We start from the raw sequence: 19,455 nt of genomic DNA on the forward strand, positions 1-19,455 counted from the left end.
AACCTAGAATGTAACATTAAGACCCAATGCATACTGTTTCATGGTCGGATACCCTACACTGGCGCCAATTTCAGGGTCAAGGCCGGGATACCGGGTGATGGTCAGCAGGTTCTCCCCGCTTACATATACTACCGCGCGGCTGATGGCAGCCCGTTTGGTGAGGCGTTCCGGAATCTGGTAGCCGATCTGCAGGTTCTTCAGTTTCAGATAAGACGCATTGTAGAGGTAGAAATAGTTGTCCTGGCTATTCTGCGGATCTGTATTGAGTTTCAGGCGGGGATATTTACCATTGATATTATTGGCAGGATCAGATGGGTTGGCATCATTATAATAATAGTGATCGTTGGCAACATCCAGTCCGATGGCATTACCATTAGACGTAACGGAGCTCAGGTATCCGCGGTCATTGTAGTAGTACTGAAGTCCTGCGCTGCCGGCCCATATCATATTAAGATAGAGCCCTTTCCAGGAGGCGCTGATATTAAAGCCATAGTTGTATTTAGGCGTACCGCTGGAACCGGAAAAGGTCCTGTCGTAGTTATTGCCATAAATACCATCACCGTTAGTATCTGCGTAGATGAAATCACCGTACCAGATTTTTCCCTTGTCCACGCCCTGTGCAGGCAGGAAAGTGTAACCTGCGGCCATCATGGCTTTCAGCCAGTCCATATCCTGCGGCGTGCGGATCATGCCGTCTTTGGGGCCGCCATTAATATTCACGCTGCCATCGGCATTGAAGTGGCTGCCATTGCCCTGATACAGTTTCTGGAGATAATATTCATCGATCTGATGGCCTTCCACGCGGTACCTGTTACCGTTGTTGGCAGCTACTTTCCCGATATTGGACGACCATACTTTGTTACCGCCGGCGTCGGTGGTATAACCTTCCTGGAAGGCGCCGCGGTAGCTGGTGATCACGTTTTTATTATAGGAGAAGTTACCGCCGACGGTAATGTCCACTTCGCCAAATTTGCGGTTATAGCTGGCTACTACTTCAATCCCTTTATTGGAAACAGTGGCCGTATTAACGGTAGGAGGCGCGGCATTGCCTACAGTCAGCGGTATCGGCGGCGTGGTAATGATGCCGTCGGTCGTTTTGCTGTAATAGTCTACGGAGATATTCAGTGCATTGTTCAGCAGGGTTGCGTCCAGTCCGATATCCGCGATGGCTGTAGCTTCCCAGAGCAGGCCGGGGTTTCCGAATTTGGTGACTGCCAGGGCATTCACTGCGGTGTTGTTATAAGAATAATACACCGGGTTATAAAGGGTCTGGTAGTCATAGTTGCCCTGGGACCTGTCGCCGCCGCCGTTGTTGCCTAATTTACCCCAGGAGCCGCGCAGTTTCAACTGTTGGAAATTGCGCAGTGATTCTTTCAGGAATGATTCCTCTGTCAGGCGCCAGCCTGCTGAAAAAGAGGGGTAGTAACCCCAGCGGGAGGCAGGTGCAAAGCGGGAAGAACCATCATACCGGAGATTAGCTTCAAACAGGTATTTATCACGGTAGGCATAATTTAAACGGCCAAACCAGCTGCGGAGCGCATTATCATATTCTGTTCCGTCAAATACGTTGTTGGTGTTACCGGCCACATTGATGTTTGTGACTTCTTCCGATACCAGGCCTTTCCTGCTGGTAAAATCGCGGTTATAATAGTAGTAGGTCTGGTTATAACCTGCCAGGGCGGCAAAATCGTGCCCGCCCTTAAACTGTGTATGGTAACGTAATACGTTGTCAAACGTGGTGGTAAAGTCTTTGTTATGCTCTACGCTGGTCGTGAGCTGGTCGGGCGTGGCGGCCGGTTGCCTGGCTACGTTGTTGGCCAGGTCCCATTTGGCAAAAGGTACGTCGTGGTATTGCATGTCCCGGAACCGTGTCTGATAGTTGAATTTGGTTTCAAATGTCAGTCCGCGCAACAGGGAGAGGTTGGCATACACGGTGGAGTTAAAACGGTTCTGCACATTTTTGCCGGCAACGTTGTTCAGGTACAGCAGGATGTTATTGGCTGTCTGGGATTCTTCTATAGCGGTAGGGAAGCCGTATTTGCCTTCATATCTCGCCGGAACGCCGGGCGTTGTCTGGCGGAGGTAGTTAAAGGCATTGTCTGTATTTCCCATGCCGAAAAGTTCCTGGGAGGCAAATGTCTGAGTACCGACGGTAATATACCGGTTGATTTTACTGTCGAGGTTCAGGCGTATCTGGTAGCGTTTAGCCTCGGTATGTTCCATGGTGCCGGGGTTGTTCTGAAAGCCGCCGGACACGAGGAAAGTGGATTTTTCGCTGCCACCGGAAACGGATATATTATGCTGTTGCAGAATGCTGTGTTTAAAAACGGTGTTGGCCCAGTCGGTATTGGCATATACTACTGAGTTAGGTATCCCTGCAGCATTCAGGTCATCGGGATGAGCGTTGGCATTCACCCAGGTATCGATGGTTTGTTGTTTGAACAGCTCTGACTGGCCGAGGTTGCGGGCGCTTTCGTTATACAGTTTCATATAACGCACATAGTCATTCACGAACTTCGGCATATTGGCCGGCTGAATGGAAGACAGGGTACCGCTATACGTAACGGTAGTACGATTACGGTTGCCTTTTTTGGTGGTAATGAGGATTACGCCGTTGGCTGCCAACGTACCATATATAGAGGACGAGGCAGCGTCTTTCAGTACGGAAATACTTTCAATATCGGTGGGGTTAACTGCGTCCATGCTGCCGATGATACCGTCGATCACTACCAGCGGATCGCTGTTGTTGAGCGTGCCTACGCCACGTACCCGGATGGTGGCGCCGTCGGAGCCGGGCTTACCGGAGCTCTGGCGCACCTGCAAACCGGGGCTGAGGCCGGCCAATGCGCTGGACACATTGGTGACCGGTCTGTTTTCCAGGCTTTTGCTGGTCACCGTGGCAACGGCCCCGGTGAGGTTTACTCTTTTCTGGGTGGCGTATCCTACCACTACCACATCCACCAGGTCAGCGTTCTTTTGTTTCAGGGTAACGGTAACGGTTGTACGCCCCTGCAAATTGATCTCCTGTCTTTCAAAGCCGATGTAGTCCACTACCAGGACGGCATTGGCGGCGTCCGCATCTTTAATGAGGAATTCACCTTTCTCGTCTGTCACCACCCGTTTGGCAGTACCTTTTAATACAATGGAAGCTCCCGGCAGGCTCTCTCCTTTGTCGTTTACCACGCGTCCGCGCAGGTCTTCCTGTGGTGCAGCCAGCAGTGTCTTTTCTTTTTTGGCATCTACCACAATCACTTTATCCACAATGGAATAAGTAAGTGGTTGCCCATGGAAGCAGATATCCAATGCCGCTTTCAGGTCCACATCGGTAACAGAGATGGTTACACGCTGTGCCCGGGCCAGCATTTCATTCCGGTACATAAAACTGTATCCGGTTTGTTGGGTAATACTTTTGAAGATATCGGCCAGCGCCGCATTGCGCTGATGTAATGTTAATGTCTGGGCATAGGCTGAAGCGATTGCCTGCAGGGAGATCAACACCAACAGAAAAGCTGTCAGCTTAATGACCCGGATGGTTTTAAAGAAGTGGAACCCGGGGGCATACGAAGCCCCCTTGTACTGAGGATTACTCATACATCACAGTGTTTGGTAAAGGTTATTGGTACCGGAATAGTTTAGTTATGGACAACAGAAGACCATAACGCAGATGTTACATCTGGCTTTAAGATGAAATGTTCATTGTTCTGATTGCTTTTTTCGACTTAGATTTTTACTTCGATTTAGATTGGATTTTTTTCGATTTAGACTAGACTTAGATTTATATGATTTAGATTTAGACGATGATTATTGATGATGAACAGTGAGCCTGCGATTATCCAGCTTACAGTGAACACCGCTCAGCTCCAGCATCCTGATAATATTGTCCAGGCTGGTATTTCTGGGAAAAGACGCCGTAAGATGTTCGTCCGGCACCCCTGCTTCAAATTGCAGTTCCAGGTCATACCATCTGGCCAGCTGCCTTAAGGCTACTCCCACTTCCTCTCCCGCAAACTCGAATTTCCCATTTTTCCAGGCCAGCACGGAATTGATGTCCGCATTGGTGATGGCGAACTGCCGCGCATCGTCCCATACGGCCTGTTGCCCTGGCAACAGATGTTTGGTTGAATTGCCGGCGTTTACGTTTACCGCTCCGGTTATCAGGGTTGTTTTGATGTTTTTCTCTTCGGGATAGGCCGTCACATTAAAGGAGGTGCCCAGTACCTGTACTTCCATGTTATTGACCCGGACAGTGAAAGGTTTGTTTTTATCCGGCGTGATGTCGAAATAGGCTTCCCCTGTCAATTCCACTGTCCGGTGCCGGCTGTTAAAGCTCACGGGGTATTTCAATGAACTGGCCGCATTGAGCCACACTTTACTGCCATCTGGCAGCACTACCGCAAACTGGCCGCCCTGCGGGGTCTTCAGGGTATTGTATTTCATATCTTCCTGATTGCCGGCCTGGTCATATACCAGCGCTTCCCCTTGTACCCGTGCGGCGCCTACTGTTTGCCGGGTGCTGTCGTTCAGCGTTATGGCGCTGCCATCATCCAGCAGCAGTATGGCTTTGTTGCTTCCCGGCAGCACAGGCGCGGAAGTTTTCGTTGCCGCCCCTCCGGCAGCAAGACGTGTATTTTTACGGCCGGAAAGGGACCACAGCCCGGCGCCCAGCACCAGCGCGATACCGGCCGCAACGGCGGTGCGTTTCAGCCACAGCGGCAATATTTTACCGCGGGTAGGGGCCGGCTGCATCAGCGCTGCCAACTTTGCGTCCATTCTGCTGAAAATTTCTTCCTTGCTGAAGCCTTCTTCCGGTGTTACCTCCACCTGCCCGTCATCGAAAGAGTGATACCACTGATTTACCAGCGCGCATTCTTCCGGGGAGGCTTCTCCCCGCAAATATTTTTCGACAGCGCTTAACAGATCCTGGTTTTCTTTCATAACGGATAATTACAGTCATTAGTCGAACAACCGGAACGAATCCCCTACGCTGTCCGAAAAAAAATTAAAAAAAAATGGAAAATATATGCCGGATGCTTCCCTTAAGCTGACGCAAAGCCTTTGTAAGCTGGTTTTCCACCGTTTTGCTGGAGATATTGAGGACCTGGGCGATTTCTTTTACCGGCATGCCCTGTTCACGGCTGTAGCGGAATATTAACTGGCATTTTTCGGGGAGCTTGTTCACTTCCTGCTGCAGCAGCTGCAGGATATGTTTCTGCTGGAGCGCCGTGTCGGGTTCCGGCACACTGACCGGTATCGTGGTTTGGTATACTTCCTGGTATTGGCGCAACAGTTGTTCACGACGGAAGCGGTCCAGCACTTTGTATTTTACGGCCGTGGCCAGGTAGGCGCCGGCGTTGCTGATCTGGTGGTTATGCCGTTGGTTCCACAGGCTGACAAATACATCCTGTACAATATCTTCCGCCGCCTGGATGTCTGACAGCCTGTTAAAGGCCACTGCCAGCAATTTTTCGCGATAGGTCCCGTAAATTTCGGCAAATGCGGTTTCATCATCCTCCCGCAGACGCTCCATCCATAAGGTATCTGTATTTGGTTGACCAGTCATTCCTCTATTGTACAAGTAGTATATGCGATATTAGAGATTATTTTCGTCCTTTCATATATTTATCACAAAATCTTTCGCTAAAGCGGGGCGGGATGCGAAATGCCCTGGTGAAGACTGGCCGACCGGTCTTTTTCCCGTTGCCCGGGCGGGAAAGTTAACACTTTATAACAGTCGCGTTTTTCCGGACACCCTTCCCCAGGCCCTTAAATCCGCCACCACATTGACCTTCCCCCTAAAAAGAGAAAGTTATGTCATATAATCTTAATGAATATGCTTATCTATAACAATAAGTAACTAAATTTGCGCTCTAACTTTTTTTATTAAAGTAAAAAATATGCGTACTGTTACACTGAAAAGGGTTGTGGTTACCGGCTTGGGAGCACTAACACCTATCGGGAATGATGTAAATACTTTTTGGAGCAATCTGAAGGCAGGCGTAAGCGGCGCCGGTCCCATCACTAAATTTGACACCACAGAGTTCAAAACCAAATTTGCCTGTGAAGTCAAAGGTTTTGATGTGGAAAAATATATGGACAAAAAGGAAGCCCGCAAGATGGACAACTTCACGCAGTACGCCATGGCAGCTGCACATGAAGCGGTAGCAGACGCAGGTCTCAACAAGGAAGGCATTGACAAAACTAAAATAGGCGTGATCTGGGCTTCCGGTAACGGCGGCATGCTCACGTTCGAGGAACAGATCGTTGAATTTACACAGGCCAACTTTGTGCCTAAGTTCAACCCGTTCTTTATTCCCAAACTGATTTGTGATATCGCGGCAGGACAGATTGCCATGAAATACGGTTTCATGGGCATCAACTTCTGCACCGTGTCTGCCTGCGCCTCTTCTACCAGCGCTCTCGTAGACGCTTTCAACTATATCCGCCTTGGTAAGGCCAATGTGATCGTTACCGGCGGTTCCGAAGCACCGGTAACCCGCGCAGGCATCGCCGGCTTTAACGCCCTCAAAGCGCTGTCTACCCGCAACGAAGACCCGCAACATGCTTCCCGCCCGTTCGATACAGAACGTGACGGCTTCGTGATGGGTGAAGGCGCCGGCGCCATCGTCCTCGAAGAATATGAACACGCGATCGCCAGAGGTGCTACCATCTATGGTGAAATGATCGGCGGCGCCATGACCTGCGACGCCTACCACCTCACCGCCACCCACCCCGAAGGCCTCGGCGCCAGACTGGGCATGGAACAGGCACTGGAAGACGCTGGTATCACCACCGCCGACGTTGACTACATCAACTCCCACACCACCTCCACTCCGGTAGGCGATGTGAGCGAACTGAAAGCCATCGTGACCGCCTTCGGCGAACACGTTGAAAAAGTTAACATCAGCGCCACCAAATCCATGACAGGCCACCTGCTGGGCGCTGCCGGCGCTATCGAGGCGATTGCCTGTATCAAGGCCACCCAGGAAGATATCGTGCCGCCAACCATCAACACTACCGTGCTGGGCGAAGGCATCCCGACCAACCTGAACCTCACCCTCGGCAAAGCACAAAGCCGTCCGGTAAATATCGCTATGAGCAATACCTTCGGATTCGGAGGCCACAACGCCATCGTGGTATTTAAAAAATATACCAAATAAGCAGGTAACTGCCCGAAAATAGCTGTCAGCGAAGATCTTCCCAAAAAGGTCTTCGCTGCTCTTTTTTATGCCCCCTTCATTTCGGAATTCGTAATCCGTTATTCGTAATTATGGCGTAGCTTAGTAGTTTAATATTATGGCAAAGAAAAAAGAGAATGTAACCGCTGCCCCCGCTCCGGAAATCACGGCAGATGACCAGATTGAAGTATTTGGCGCACGGGAGCATAACCTGAAAAACCTCGACCTGCAGTTGCCCAAAAATAAGCTGGTTGTCATCACCGGCATCAGCGGAAGTGGAAAATCCTCCCTGGCTTTTGATACTATTTACGCTGAAGGACAACGCCGATACATGGAAAGTTTTTCCGCTTATGCCCGCCAGTTTATCGGCGACATGGAAAGACCCGATGTGGACAAAATCACCGGTCTGTCTCCCGTTATCTCCATAGAACAAAAAACGACGAATAAAAACCCGCGCTCAACGGTAGGCACCATCACAGAAATCTATGACTTTCTGCGACTGCTCTTCGCCCGCGCAGGACAAGCATACTCCTACAATACCAACAAGCGCATGACGCGCTTCTCGGAAGAAGAGATACTCGAACATATCTTCAAACACTATCCTAAAAAGAAACTCGTCATCCTCGCACCCATGGTGCGCGGCCGTAAAGGACACTACCGGGAACTGTTTGAACAGGTACGTAAACAGGGCTATCTCAAAGTAAGGGTAGACGGCGAAATACTCGACCTGAAAGAAAGAATGCAGGTGGACCGCTACAAAATCCACGACATCGAACTGGTGATAGACCGTGTACAGGTGCAGGACGATGCCCGCACCCGCATCAGCCAGAGCGTGCAGAAAGCCCTTACCATGGGCAAAGGCCTGCTGTTTGTCATGGACAATGATACCAACAAGGTTAGCCAGTACAGCAAACAACTGATGTGCGAAGATACCGGCATCTCTTATGAGGAACCATCGCCCAACACCTTCTCCTTTAACTCGCCCTATGGCGCCTGCCCACGCTGTAAAGGGCTCGGCACCATCTACCAGATCGATATGGACGCCATCATCCCCGATGAAAGCGCCTCCATCGAAAGCGGCGGCCTCAAACCACTGGGCGAAGCCAGGGACACCTTCACCTACAAACAGGTGCAGCAGCTGGCCAAAAAATATAAATTCTCCCTCACCGGACCTATCTCCGCTATTCCCGACAAAGCCCGTAACGTACTGCTGTTTGGCGATGAAAACGGGAAGCTGGAAGTAGACCTCTCTTTCGACGAAAGTTCGGACACCACCAAATACTCCACAGAATTTGAAGGAGTGGTAAATACCGTGCGCCGCTATTTCAATGACAGCAGCTCCGACCATGTGCGCGCCTGGGCCGAAAGTTTTATGGCCCTCAGCACCTGCCCGGAATGTAACGGCACCCGCCTCAAAAAGGAAAGCCTCTTCTTCAAAATAGATGAGAAAAATATTTCCGAACTGGGCAACATGGACCTTGACCACCTGCTGAACTGGTTCCGGAACATCGAAGAGCGGCTGGAGAAAAAACAAAACGCCATCGCCAAAGACATCCTGAAAGAAATACGGGAACGCCTTGGGTTCCTGCTCAACGTTGGCCTCAACTACCTGACGCTCAACAGGCCCACGCGCACGCTCAGCGGTGGCGAATCACAACGTATCCGCCTCGCCACGCAGATAGGCTCCCAGCTGATGGGCATCACCTATATCCTCGATGAGCCCAGTATCGGCCTGCACCAGCGCGACAATATGCAACTGATCGACGCCCTCCGCAACCTGCGCGAAATGGGTAACACCGTGATCGTGGTGGAACATGACAAAGACATCATGCTGCATGCCGATCACCTGGTAGACATCGGTCCCGGCGCCGGAAAACACGGCGGCCAGATCATCGCACAGGGCACGCCCAACCAGATACTGAAACTTAATACGCCCACCGCCGGTTACCTCAATGGTAAACGTGCCATGGAAATACCCGCCGAACGCCGCAAAGGCAACGGCAACAGCCTTGAACTGAAAGGCGCCACCGGCAACAACCTGAAAAATGTCAGCGTGAAGCTGCCGCTCGGCACTTTCATCTGCGTGACAGGCGTTTCCGGTAGTGGCAAATCCACCCTGATCAACGAAACACTGTACCCGATACTCTCCAAACACGCCTACGATTCCAAAGCGGTGCCCATGCCGTATAAAAGCATCAAAGGCCTGGAGCATATCGACAAAGTGATCGAGATAGACCAGTCGCCCATTGGCCGTACACCACGCAGCAACCCTGCCACCTACTGCGGTTTCTTTACCGATATCCGCACCCTCTTTGCCTCTGTGCCCGAAGCCAAAATCCGCGGGTACAATGCCGGCCGTTTCTCTTTCAACGTGAAAACAGGCCGCTGCGACGTTTGTGAAGGCGGCGGCATGCGCGTGATTGAAATGAACTTCCTGCCGGACGTATATGTGCACTGCGAAAAATGTAACGGCCGCCGTTACAACCGTGAAACACTGGAGATACGCTACAAAGGCAAATCCATCTCCGACGTGCTGGACATGACGGTAGACGAAGCAGTGGAATTCTTCCAGGCCGTTCCATGGATACACCGCAAAATTAAAACGCTGCAGGATGTAGGCCTGGGTTATATCACCCTCGGCCAGTCGGCCGTAACCCTCTCCGGTGGCGAAGCGCAACGGGTAAAACTGGCAACGGAGCTTTCCAAAAAGGATACCGGCAAAACCATTTATATCCTCGACGAGCCTACTACAGGACTGCATTTCCAGGATATCGTGCTGTTGCTCAAAGTGCTGAACAAGCTGGTGGACCGCGGCAATACCGTACTGGTGATAGAACACAACCTCGATGTGATCAAGATGGCCGATCACATTGTGGACCTCGGCCCCGAAGGCGGCGCCGGCGGCGGCACTATCCTCTGTACCGGTACGCCCGAACAGGTGAGCACCTGTAAAGACAGCCATACCGCCCGATTCCTCAAAAAGGAGCTGGGAATTTAATATCTTGCCAACCGTAAATCAAGTAATGAGAACGTTATACCAGATATTACTCACCTGCTCCGTGCTAATCGGCATGCTCGCCTGTGAGAATGAAACCAAGGTGTGCGACCAAACGCTCCGGGCGGATTTTCACGTGCGTTTTCAGCGTGACTCCCTCCTCAGGGTAGGCGATACCATCCTGCACAACGTGCGCGACACCATCATGCCCAAAGTGACCGTGTATGCCATCGATAATGGCGTTAACAGGGACTCTATCTACAAAATAAAACCGCTGAAGGAAATCTTCCTGCCCTTTTCTCCCGTATCGGACAGCTGCACCTTCTTTCTGCGGGTAGATTCCACCCTGACACCGGACACGCTTAAATTTAAGTACACCCGTACTAAAAAATTTATATCCCCGGGCTGCGGATTCGGCACCACCTTTACACTGGATACCGTTATCGCTACCAAAAACACCATCGATTCTGTAGTTATTAACTCAAAGGCAGTCACCAGCAGTAATGATACGCACCTTACTTTGTTTTTCTTTAATCAGTAGTATCCTGATTGGCCTCGCCGCAAAGGCACAGACACCGGCCAAACCGGCAGCCGCCAAAACCGCTGCCAAAACAGATACTACCCGTAAACCGGCGAAGGACACCACGGTCATTATACCCGTGAAGGACAGTGTCGTACATATGCAGGGCGGCCTCCGCGTGGGACTGGACCTGAGCCGCATCGTGACGTCTATCTACTATCCCTACCGCAAGGAAGGGACAGCCGTGGCCGACCTGCGCCTCAACAGCGATCTGTACGCAGCGGCGGAAGTAGGATATACCAATACGCCCTACAGTGACGCTAACTACACCTATAAGGGCAGCGGCGCCTTTATCACCCTCGGGATAGACTATAACTTCATGAAAAGACTGTACCCGTCAGAGAAAAATATGTTCTTCGGCGGTATCCGGTACGGATTTTCACACCTCACCTACGAAGTGCCCACCTATAAGATCACCAGCAGCTACTGGGGCAACGACCTTACCGGCTCCATACCCAAAACCAGCGTCAATGCCCATTGGGTGGAACTGGTGCTGGGACTCAAAGCGGAAGTGCTGAAAAACTTCTTCCTGAGCTGGAGCCTGCACGAACGCATTATGATCAATAATGTTAAGTCTGATGAGTTTACACCGCTGGTCATTCCCGGCTTCGGCAGCGGCTCCAAAAAATCCGTGTTCGATATGCAGTACACGGTATCATACCTGTTCCCGCTCTACAAGATAACCCAACATGTAAAGTTGCCGGCGAACGATAAAAACAAAAAGAAGAAAAAATAAATTAATTACGAATTACAAATTACGAATTACGAATTGAGGGCTGTTCTATAGAACGGTTAGTAAGTAACCGTTTTGTAAAGCAGCCCTCAATTCGTAATTCGTAATTCGTAATTCGTAATTTGTAATTTGTAATTGATTTTCAGGGTCGCACCATTTCGATGTGCGGTATACCATCTTCCATATACGTATCGCTGGTCTGTTCAAAACCCAGTGATGTATAAAAGCGGTGCAGGTATTGTTGCGCGCCAATCTTAATCGGTCCTTTCCCGTATGCCTCTTCCACCGCAGCAATGGATTTTTCCATCAGCAGGCGGCCCGCACCGGAGCCTCTCACCAGCGATGACGTGATCACCCTTCCAATGGAAGCCTCCGTATATTTGATCCCCGGTGCAAACAACCGGGTATATGCCACCAACCGGCCATCTTCGTTACGCCCCATGAGGTGCAACGCTTTCTGGTCAGCATTGTCCAGGTCCTGATAAGCGCAATGCTGCTCTACTACAAATATCTCACTGCGTAATTGCAGCACATCATACAGTTCCTGTACGGTCAGCTCGTCAAATGCTTTAATTTTCCAGTTCATCGTATGCCGGTTTATCATAAAAATAACGGAAGCTTTCAATATTCCTGTTATTTTTATAAGTGATATTAATGCCTCTTAGCCCAATCAGGAAATCATGGAAGAAACAAAACACCCTTTCCTCTCACTGGAACATATCACTGTAAGATATCTCGACAAAACACTTTTCAACACCCTCAACTGGGAAATACAACAGCACGAACAATGGGCCATTACAGGCCCCAGTGGCTCCGGCAAGACTGCCCTTCTCAATACCATTCTCGGTAAATTCAATGTTATCAACGGCGGTATCCACCATCACTTTTATGAGGACTGGAGAAAGGAAAACACCGTTACCGACCCATACTTCAACTATCGCAACCTGATAGCGCTGGTAGGGCATCACCATACTTTCCGGAACCTCTCCAATACCACCACCGATTTCTACTATCAGCAGCGGTTCAACAGTATGGACGCCGACAATTCCCCCACTGTTACCGAATACCTCGGGCTTACGGAAGTGCCCGACCTGGTAAAACCGCTGAAAATAGCGCCGTTGATGGAAAAAAGGCTCATTAAGCTGTCCAACGGAGAAACACGCCGCGTCATGATCGCGCGGGCACTGCTGCAAAAACCGCAGCTGCTTATGCTCGACAATCCCTACATCGGGCTGGACGTGCAAACCCGGAAAGATTTTTCCGAAATGATCAATGAGATCATCCGCAATGGCACAACGGTGCTGCTGGCCACCACGCCGACTGAAATACCGGAACACATTACCCATGTGCTGACGCTGGAAAACGGCGCTATCACGGGCAAGTATACACGCAGTGAGTTTGTGCAGCTGCCATTGCCCGAAGTGCCTGATCTGCCGCTACCGGCCATGGAAGCACAGAAAATAGCCGATATCCTGCAACGGCATCAGCCACCCCGCTTCGAAACCATCGTGCGCATGGAGGACGTCCGGGTGAAATATGGGGAAAACGTGATCCTCGACCAGATCAACTGGACAATAAAACCGAATGAAAAATGGGCGCTGCTCGGGCATAACGGCGCCGGTAAATCCACCCTGCTAAGCCTCATCAATGGTGACAATCCACAGGCATATGCCAACAAACTATGGTTGTTTGACCGCCGCCGCGGCAGTGGTGAGAGCATCTGGGACATCAAGAAAAAAACCGGCTTCGTATCTCCGGAACTGCACCAGTACTTTACTTCCCGTGATAACTGTCTGCGCGTGGTATGCTCCGGCTTCTCCGATATTATCGGTAACACCAGGCAACCTACTCCCGAACAGGCCGATATCGCCAAAGCATGGATGGAAATACTGGAGATCGAGGAACATCAGCAATCTCCATTCAAACAGGTGCCTGAAAGCGCCCAGCGCCTTTGCCTGCTGGCCAGGGCCCTCGTTAAAAATCCGCCCCTGCTGATCTTCGACGAGCCATGCCAGGGCCTGGACCAGCAACAGAAACAACACTTCAAAAAAGTGATCGAGATGCTGTGCGACCATATGCCTGTCACGCTGATCTATGTAACGCATTATGAAGAAGAATTACCTGACTGTGTAGATAAGTTTATGCGTCTCGCCAACGGCAAAATGATATAGTTTTTAATTACTAAAAAGAAGACTGTTTGGTTATTTGAAAACCTTGCCGGTATTTCAAATAACCAAATATTTCAATACATAAATTAAAAAAATAGTTCGATCTTCGTCGGGAATCGTTAATCACCATAATCCATTCCTGATGCACCCAACAAAACGGCTATTTGCTGTAGTAGCATTATTTGTTTCCCTGGTGGCATTGTCGCTGATAAGCGGCTGCCGGACCACAAAAAAAGAGATGAACCCCGGATTCGCGAAGTATATTGACGCCTATACCGCCGGTATTATCTCCAAACAAAGCCCTATCCGTGTTCAACTGGCAGGGCAGGTAAACGTAACGCATACCCAGAATGAACAACTCGATAAAGAGGTGTTCGATTTTTCCCCTTCCATCAAAGGAAAGTCTTATTGGGTAGACGCCACCACCATCGAATTCCGGCCCGATGAGAATCTGCAGCCAGGTAAAACCTACCAGGTCAATTTCAAACTAGGCAAAATCATGGACGTGCCTTCTGACCTGAAATCCTTCGATTTCGAGTTCAAAGTCATCAAACCATCTTTCTCGATTGACATGTTAGGTTTGAAAGCCAGTACCAATACCACACTGGACAAGATGACCTATACCGGCGCCGTATATACCGCCGATGTGGAAAGCCCACAGTCTATCGAAAAACTGCTCACTGCACGCTATGGCGGCAAAACGCTGCCCGTTACCTGGCAGCATAACGCTGCCGACCGTACGTCGAAATTCACGATCGCGAACATAGAACGCGCCAACATAGCCCGCAACCTTGAAATCAGCTGGGACGGCTCCGCCCTTAAAGTGGACAACAGTGGCAAAAAAACAGTGGAAGTTCCCGCCGTAGGCGATTTCAAAGTGCTCGACGTAAAAGCGATGTCTGACCCCGAACAGCACCTGCTGGTACAGTTCTCCGACCCTGTCAGCGTAGCCCAAAGCCTGGAAGGCCTTATCGGCATCAGCGGCCAGGGCGATCTCCGCTATACCATCGATGGCAGCGAAGTAAAGGTATATGTGCCCGTTCGCCTGGAAGGCAGCTATAATGTAGTGATCAACGAAGGCGTGATCAATATCACCGACAAACGCCTCGGCCAGTCCTACAGCGCCAATGTGAATTTCGAAAACACCCTGCCCGCCGTAACGATTCCAGGCAAAGGTGTGATCCTCCCCGAAAGCAATAAACTGGTGATGCCGTTTGAAGCGGTCAACCTCAACGCGGTAGACGTCACCATCATCAAAATATACGAAAACAACGTTCCGCAATACCTGCAACAGAACAACCTTAACGGCGACGTGGAACTGCGCCGTGTAGGCAAGCCCGTGGTTGAAAAAACCATTCGCCTCGATACCGACAAATCCGTTAACCTCCACAAGAAAAACCGCTTCTTCCTGGACCTTGATAAATTGCTCCGCACCGAACCAGGCGCCATTTACCGTATCACCATTGGTTTCCGTAAAGCCTATTCGCTTACGGCCTGCACGGAAGTGAAAAAATCCGACAGCACCAGCACCAGCGGCGGAGAGGGTGAAGAAGAAGGTGAAATGGATGAAAGTGAATATTATGGCGGCGGCGAAAAGCTGGATGACGACGATGACTTCTGGAACCGTTACGATAGCTACTATCCTTACGGCTACAACTGGACCCGCCGCAACGACGCCTGCTCCAACTCCTACTATAACAAAGACAAATGGGCATCCCGTAATGTGATCTGCTCCAACCTGGGCCTGATCGCCAAAAGAGGCAATAACAACAGCATGCTGGTAGCTGTAACGGACATACGCGATACCAAACCGCTCACCGGCGTAGAGCTGGAACTGCTCGACTATCAAAACCAGGTGATCTTCAAAACCAAAAGTGATGGTGAAGGGTTAGCTACATTCGATCTGAAACGCAAGCCTTACCTGCTGATCGCGAAGAAAGACAACGAAAGAGGCTACCTGAAACTGGATGACGGAAGTTCCCTGCCCCTGAGCCGTTTCGACGTACAGGGCGAAGAAGTACAGAGCGGCATCAAAGGCTTTCTCTATGGAGAAAGAGGCGTATGGCGCCCCGGCGATTCCATCTACCTGACTTTTATGCTGGAAGACAAAGATGACAAGCTTCCCGCAGACCACCCGGTAACACTGGAACTGTACAACCCCAAAGGCCAGCTGTACAAACGCATCAACCAGCACGAAAACCTGAACGGCTTCTATAGCTTCGCAACCGCCACCCAACCCGAAGATCCAACCGGCAGCTGGGTAGCAAAAGTGAAAGTAGGCGGCGCCACCTTCCAGAAAAATGTGCGCATAGAAACCGTGAAGCCCAACAGGCTGAAAATAAAAATGGACTTCGGCGCCAACACCGCCCTGTCTAAATCCGGTACCACCGGCACCCTGTCGGCCATGTGGATGTTCGGCGCCACCGCCCAGCACCTGAAGGCCAAAGTGGACGTATCCCTGGTACAGGCATCCACCAGCTTCAAAAACTACTCCGGCTTTACATTTGATGACCCGGTAACACATTTTGAGACTGAAAACAAAACCATCTTCGAAGGCCCGCTGAGCGAAACCGGCACGGCGCCCGTGAAAGCTGATATCCAACTCGGCAAACTGGCACCGGGACAGTTAAAAGCCAACTTCGAAGTAAAAGTATTTGAGCCAGGTGGCGATTTCAGCATCGACCACTTCTCCATGCCATACAATCCGTTCACCTCCTACGTGGGCCTGCGGCTGCCAGAGGGCGACCGCACCACCGGCATGCTGCTCACCGACCAGACACATAACGTGGAAATTGTAGATGTAGACGATAAAGGCAACCTCATCGCCGGCTCCCGCGAAGTACAGGTAGAAGTATACAAAGTACGCTGGAGATGGTGGTGGGACGGCGGAGAAGACGAATACTCCAACTTCACACAGGACAGTTACAATCAGCTGCTGACCAAAGAAACCGTTACCGTTACCAATGGTAAAGGCCAATGGCCGCTGCGTATCAACCAGCCTGACTGGGGCCGTTACCTCGTACGGGTTAAAGACCTGCAGAGCGGCCATACCTCCGGTAAGTCCGTATATATCGACTGGCCGGGATGGGCACAGCGCATGCAGAAGGAAAACCCTGCAGAAGCGGCCATGCTCGTGTTCACCTCCGACAAGCAGCACTACAAGGCAGGAGAGGACATCAACCTTACCATACCCAGCAGTGCCGGCGGCAGAGGCCTGATCAGTATCGAGTCCGGCAGCAAGGTGCTCAAAACCTTCTGGATCAACACCCAGCAGGGACAAACCACTTTCCGCTTCAAGGCGGAAAAGAACATGACGCCCAATATATACGTCAACGTTACCCTGCTGCAACCCCATGCACAAACTGTCAACGACCTGCCGATCCGCATGTATGGCACTATCCCCATCACCGTGGAAGACCCGGGCACCATCCTGAAACCGGTGATCAGCATGGCCGATAAACTGAAGCCTGAATCAGAAGCCAATATTACCGTCAGCGAAAGCAACGGTAAACCCATGACATATACCATCGCCATCGTTGATGAGGGCCTGCTGGACCTGACACGTTTCAAAACACCGGACCCGCACAGCGCCTTCTATGCCCGTGAAGCACTCGGCGTAAAAACATGGGACCTGTTCGACTACGTAGTCGGCGCCTATGGCTCCGACCTGGAACGTATCCTCAGCATCGGTGGTGACGAAGGCCTGAATAAAAACGCCGGCGCCGCTAAAGCCAACCGCTTTAAACCGGTCGTGAAATACATGGGGCCTTTCTATCTTAAAGGAGGCCAGAAACAAACACACAAATTCAAGCTGCCGCCGTACATAGGCTCCGTCAAAGCGATGGTGGTAGCCGGACAGGACGGCGCCTACGGCTTTGCCGAAAAAGCCGTGGCCGTGAAGAAGCCGCTGATGCTGCTGACCACCGCACCGCGTGTATTAGGTCCGTCAGAAACCATACAGGTGCCGGTTACCGTCTTCGGTCTTGAGCCTACGGTACGTTCTGCCAATGTGACCATCAGCACCAGCCCGCTGCTGGAAGTGGTAGGGGAAAGCACCAAGACCGTGACCTTCCCGCAACCAGGCGAACAGATGGTGTACTTCGATGTGAAAGTGAAACCGCAGACCGGTGTCGCTAAAATCAAGGTAACCGCCAGCAGTGGCGCAGAGAGGGCGGAAGAAGCCATTGAAATGAACGTGCGCAACCCCAACCCGGTGATCACTAACGTGGCAGACTATACGCTGGAAGCCGGCAAAAGCTGGAGCACACCGTTTAGTCCTGTAGGCATGGCCGGCACCAACACCGGCGTGCTGGAAGTATCCACTATCCCGTCGCTTAACCTCGGCAAACGCCTGCAATTCCTGATAGATTACCCGCATGGCTGTATCGAACAAACCACTTCCGGCGTGTTCCCGCAACTGGTGCTGAACCAGCTGATGGACCTGAAAGAAAGCCAGCTGGCAGAAATAGACCGCAACATAAAAGCCGGTGTCAACAGGCTCAAAGGCTTCCAGACTTCCGACGGCGGCCTCTCTTACTGGCCGGGCCAGGCACAGTCCGATGAATGGGGCACCAACTATGCCGGTCACTTCCTGCTCGAAGCACAGGCCAAAGGCTATACGCTGCCGCCAGGCCTGCTGGACCAATGGAAAAAATACCAGCGTAACAAAGCCACCACCTGGGCGCCCAACACCCAGAACTTCTATGGCGGCGATCTTACACAGGCGTACCGCCTATACCTGCTGGCACTTGCCAAAGTACCGGAAGTAGGCGCCATGAACAGGCTGAAGGAATTCCAGTTCCTGTCCACAGCCGCCAAATGGAGACTTGCAGCAGCCTACAAACTGGCCGGTCAACCAGAAGTGGCCAACTCACTGGTACAAAAACTGAGCATTGAAGTAAAACCATACAACCAGCTGGGCGGCACCTTCGGCTCTGATCTGCGCGACAAAGCGATGATCCTGGAAACACTCACCATCCTGGGCCAGCGCAACCGCGCCAATGAACTGGTGAAACATATCGCTTTCAACCTGTCTCAAAACGACCAGTGGTACAGCACACAAACCACGGCATATGCACTGATCTCGATCGCTAAATTCTGCGGCAGTAACAAAGGCGGCAGCAAGATCAATCTCAGTTATACGCTCAATGGCGCCAAAGGGACTATAAACGGTCAATCATATGTAGCGCAGGTGCCTGTCACCTTCAACGGCTCACAAGGCAATATCAGCCTGCAGAACAACGGGCAAAACGTACTCTATGTACGCCTCATTCTGCGCGGCCAGCCGGAAGCCGGTCAGGAACCGGTGGCCAGCAACAACCCTGAAATACTGGACCTTCAGGTGCGCTACAGTACCCGTGACGGCAAACCGCTGGACCCTGCGACACTGAAACAAGGCAGCGATTTCATGGCCACCGTGACCATCAAAAATCCGGGCAAACGCGGCTACTACGAACAGATGGCCCTGTCACAAATATTCCCGTCAGGATGGGAAATCCTTAACACCCGCCTCATGGACAACGACAGCTCCTTCCACTCGTCGCCAGCTACGTATATGGATATACGTGATGACAGGGTATATACTTACTTCAACCTGGAAGAAACCAAAACACACACGTACAATGTGTTGCTCAATGCTTCTTACCTGGGCCGGTATTATCTCCCGGCGGTTTCCTGCGAGGCGATGTATGACAATACCATCCACGCTTTTTCACCAGGCAAATGGGTAGAAGTAGTGAAATAGGACCGATATATTTCAACATACAAATGGCCATCTCCAAAAAGAGATGGCCATTTTGTTTTCA

10 protein-coding genes are annotated in these 19,455 nt (G+C 51.1%); 6 read left to right on the forward strand and 4 right to left on the reverse strand.

What is annotated here, in order from left to right:
- Window positions 1-3 precede the first annotated feature (3 nt).
- The 3 genes from HGH92_RS08705 to HGH92_RS08715 form a co-directional block, all read right to left on the reverse strand.
- Window positions 4-3,591 (reverse strand): TonB-dependent receptor, encoded by a 3,588-nt coding sequence (locus HGH92_RS08705; protein WP_168870340.1) that lies wholly within the window; start codon window positions 3,589-3,591, stop codon window positions 4-6.
- Between the two features lie 210 nt (window positions 3,592-3,801).
- Window positions 3,802-4,935, reverse strand: coding sequence for a FecR family protein (locus tag HGH92_RS08710; RefSeq protein ID WP_168870341.1), 1,134 nt, complete (start codon window positions 4,933-4,935; stop codon window positions 3,802-3,804).
- 64 nt (window positions 4,936-4,999) lie between these two features.
- The gene (locus HGH92_RS08715; RefSeq protein WP_168870342.1) at window positions 5,000-5,560 is read right to left on the reverse strand and encodes an RNA polymerase sigma factor; all 561 of its coding nucleotides are present in this window, start codon (window positions 5,558-5,560) and stop codon (window positions 5,000-5,002) included.
- Between the two features lie 334 nt (window positions 5,561-5,894).
- Here HGH92_RS08715 and fabF point away from each other — a divergent pair, with 334 nt between their 5' ends.
- From fabF to HGH92_RS08735, 4 genes are all read left to right on the forward strand, one after another.
- The gene (fabF, locus tag HGH92_RS08720) at window positions 5,895-7,157 is read left to right on the forward strand and encodes a beta-ketoacyl-ACP synthase II (protein ID WP_168870343.1); all 1,263 of its coding nucleotides are present in this window, start codon (window positions 5,895-5,897) and stop codon (window positions 7,155-7,157) included.
- A gap of 136 nt (window positions 7,158-7,293) precedes the next feature.
- Window positions 7,294-10,173, forward strand: a complete 2,880-nt coding sequence (gene uvrA / locus HGH92_RS08725) for an excinuclease ABC subunit UvrA (RefSeq protein WP_168870344.1) — start codon at window positions 7,294-7,296, stop codon at window positions 10,171-10,173.
- A gap of 25 nt (window positions 10,174-10,198) precedes the next feature.
- Window positions 10,199-10,711: a DUF6452 family protein gene (locus HGH92_RS08730; RefSeq protein ID WP_168870345.1), complete on the forward strand. Its 513-nt coding sequence runs from the start codon at window positions 10,199-10,201 to the stop codon at window positions 10,709-10,711.
- A complete protein-coding gene (locus tag HGH92_RS08735; protein WP_168870346.1) occupies window positions 10,674-11,486 on the forward strand; it encodes a DUF6048 family protein in 813 nt (270 codons plus the stop codon). The genes HGH92_RS08730 and HGH92_RS08735 overlap by 38 nt, the downstream gene beginning before the upstream one ends.
- A gap of 139 nt (window positions 11,487-11,625) precedes the next feature.
- Here the strand turns inward: HGH92_RS08735 and HGH92_RS08740 are convergent, their stop codons facing one another.
- Window positions 11,626-12,069, reverse strand: a complete 444-nt coding sequence (locus HGH92_RS08740; RefSeq protein WP_211092564.1) for a GNAT family N-acetyltransferase — start codon at window positions 12,067-12,069, stop codon at window positions 11,626-11,628.
- Window positions 12,070-12,163: 94 nt separating this feature from the next.
- Between HGH92_RS08740 and HGH92_RS08745 the strand changes: the two genes are divergently transcribed.
- Together HGH92_RS08745 and HGH92_RS08750 are read left to right on the forward strand one after the other, a co-directional pair.
- Entirely contained in the window at window positions 12,164-13,654 is a 1,491-nt protein-coding gene (locus HGH92_RS08745) for an ATP-binding cassette domain-containing protein (RefSeq protein ID WP_168870348.1), read from the forward strand.
- 139 nt (window positions 13,655-13,793) lie between these two features.
- Window positions 13,794-19,394 carry an alpha-2-macroglobulin family protein gene (locus HGH92_RS08750; RefSeq protein WP_168870349.1) on the forward strand — a complete coding sequence of 1,867 codons (5,601 nt, stop codon included), beginning with the start codon at window positions 13,794-13,796 and terminating at the stop codon, window positions 19,392-19,394.
- Window positions 19,395-19,455: the final 61 nt, after the last annotated feature.

Source organism: Chitinophaga varians (assembly GCF_012641275.1).
GTDB classification, from domain to species: domain Bacteria; phylum Bacteroidota; class Bacteroidia; order Chitinophagales; family Chitinophagaceae; genus Chitinophaga; species Chitinophaga varians_A.

What these genes read in the sequence shown, in the direction of transcription:
- HGH92_RS08705 (WP_168870340.1), bottom strand. Translation starts at nt 3,591, where the DNA reads ATGAGTAATCCTCAGTACAAGGGGGCTTCGTATGCCCCCGGGTTCCAC.
- HGH92_RS08710 (WP_168870341.1), bottom strand. Translation starts at nt 4,935, where the DNA reads ATGAAAGAAAACCAGGATCTGTTAAGCGCTGTCGAAAAATATTTGCGG.
- HGH92_RS08715 (WP_168870342.1), bottom strand. Translation starts at nt 5,560, where the DNA reads ATGACTGGTCAACCAAATACAGATACCTTATGGATGGAGCGTCTGCGG.
- fabF (WP_168870343.1), top strand. Translation starts at nt 5,895, where the DNA reads ATGCGTACTGTTACACTGAAAAGGGTTGTGGTTACCGGCTTGGGAGCA.
- uvrA (WP_168870344.1), top strand. Translation starts at nt 7,294, where the DNA reads ATGGCAAAGAAAAAAGAGAATGTAACCGCTGCCCCCGCTCCGGAAATC.
- HGH92_RS08730 (WP_168870345.1), top strand. Translation starts at nt 10,199, where the DNA reads ATGAGAACGTTATACCAGATATTACTCACCTGCTCCGTGCTAATCGGC.
- HGH92_RS08735 (WP_168870346.1), top strand. Translation starts at nt 10,674, where the DNA reads ATGATACGCACCTTACTTTGTTTTTCTTTAATCAGTAGTATCCTGATT.
- HGH92_RS08740 (WP_211092564.1), bottom strand. Translation starts at nt 12,069, where the DNA reads ATGAACTGGAAAATTAAAGCATTTGACGAGCTGACCGTACAGGAACTG.
- HGH92_RS08745 (WP_168870348.1), top strand. Translation starts at nt 12,164, where the DNA reads ATGGAAGAAACAAAACACCCTTTCCTCTCACTGGAACATATCACTGTA.
- HGH92_RS08750 (WP_168870349.1), top strand. Translation starts at nt 13,794, where the DNA reads ATGCACCCAACAAAACGGCTATTTGCTGTAGTAGCATTATTTGTTTCC.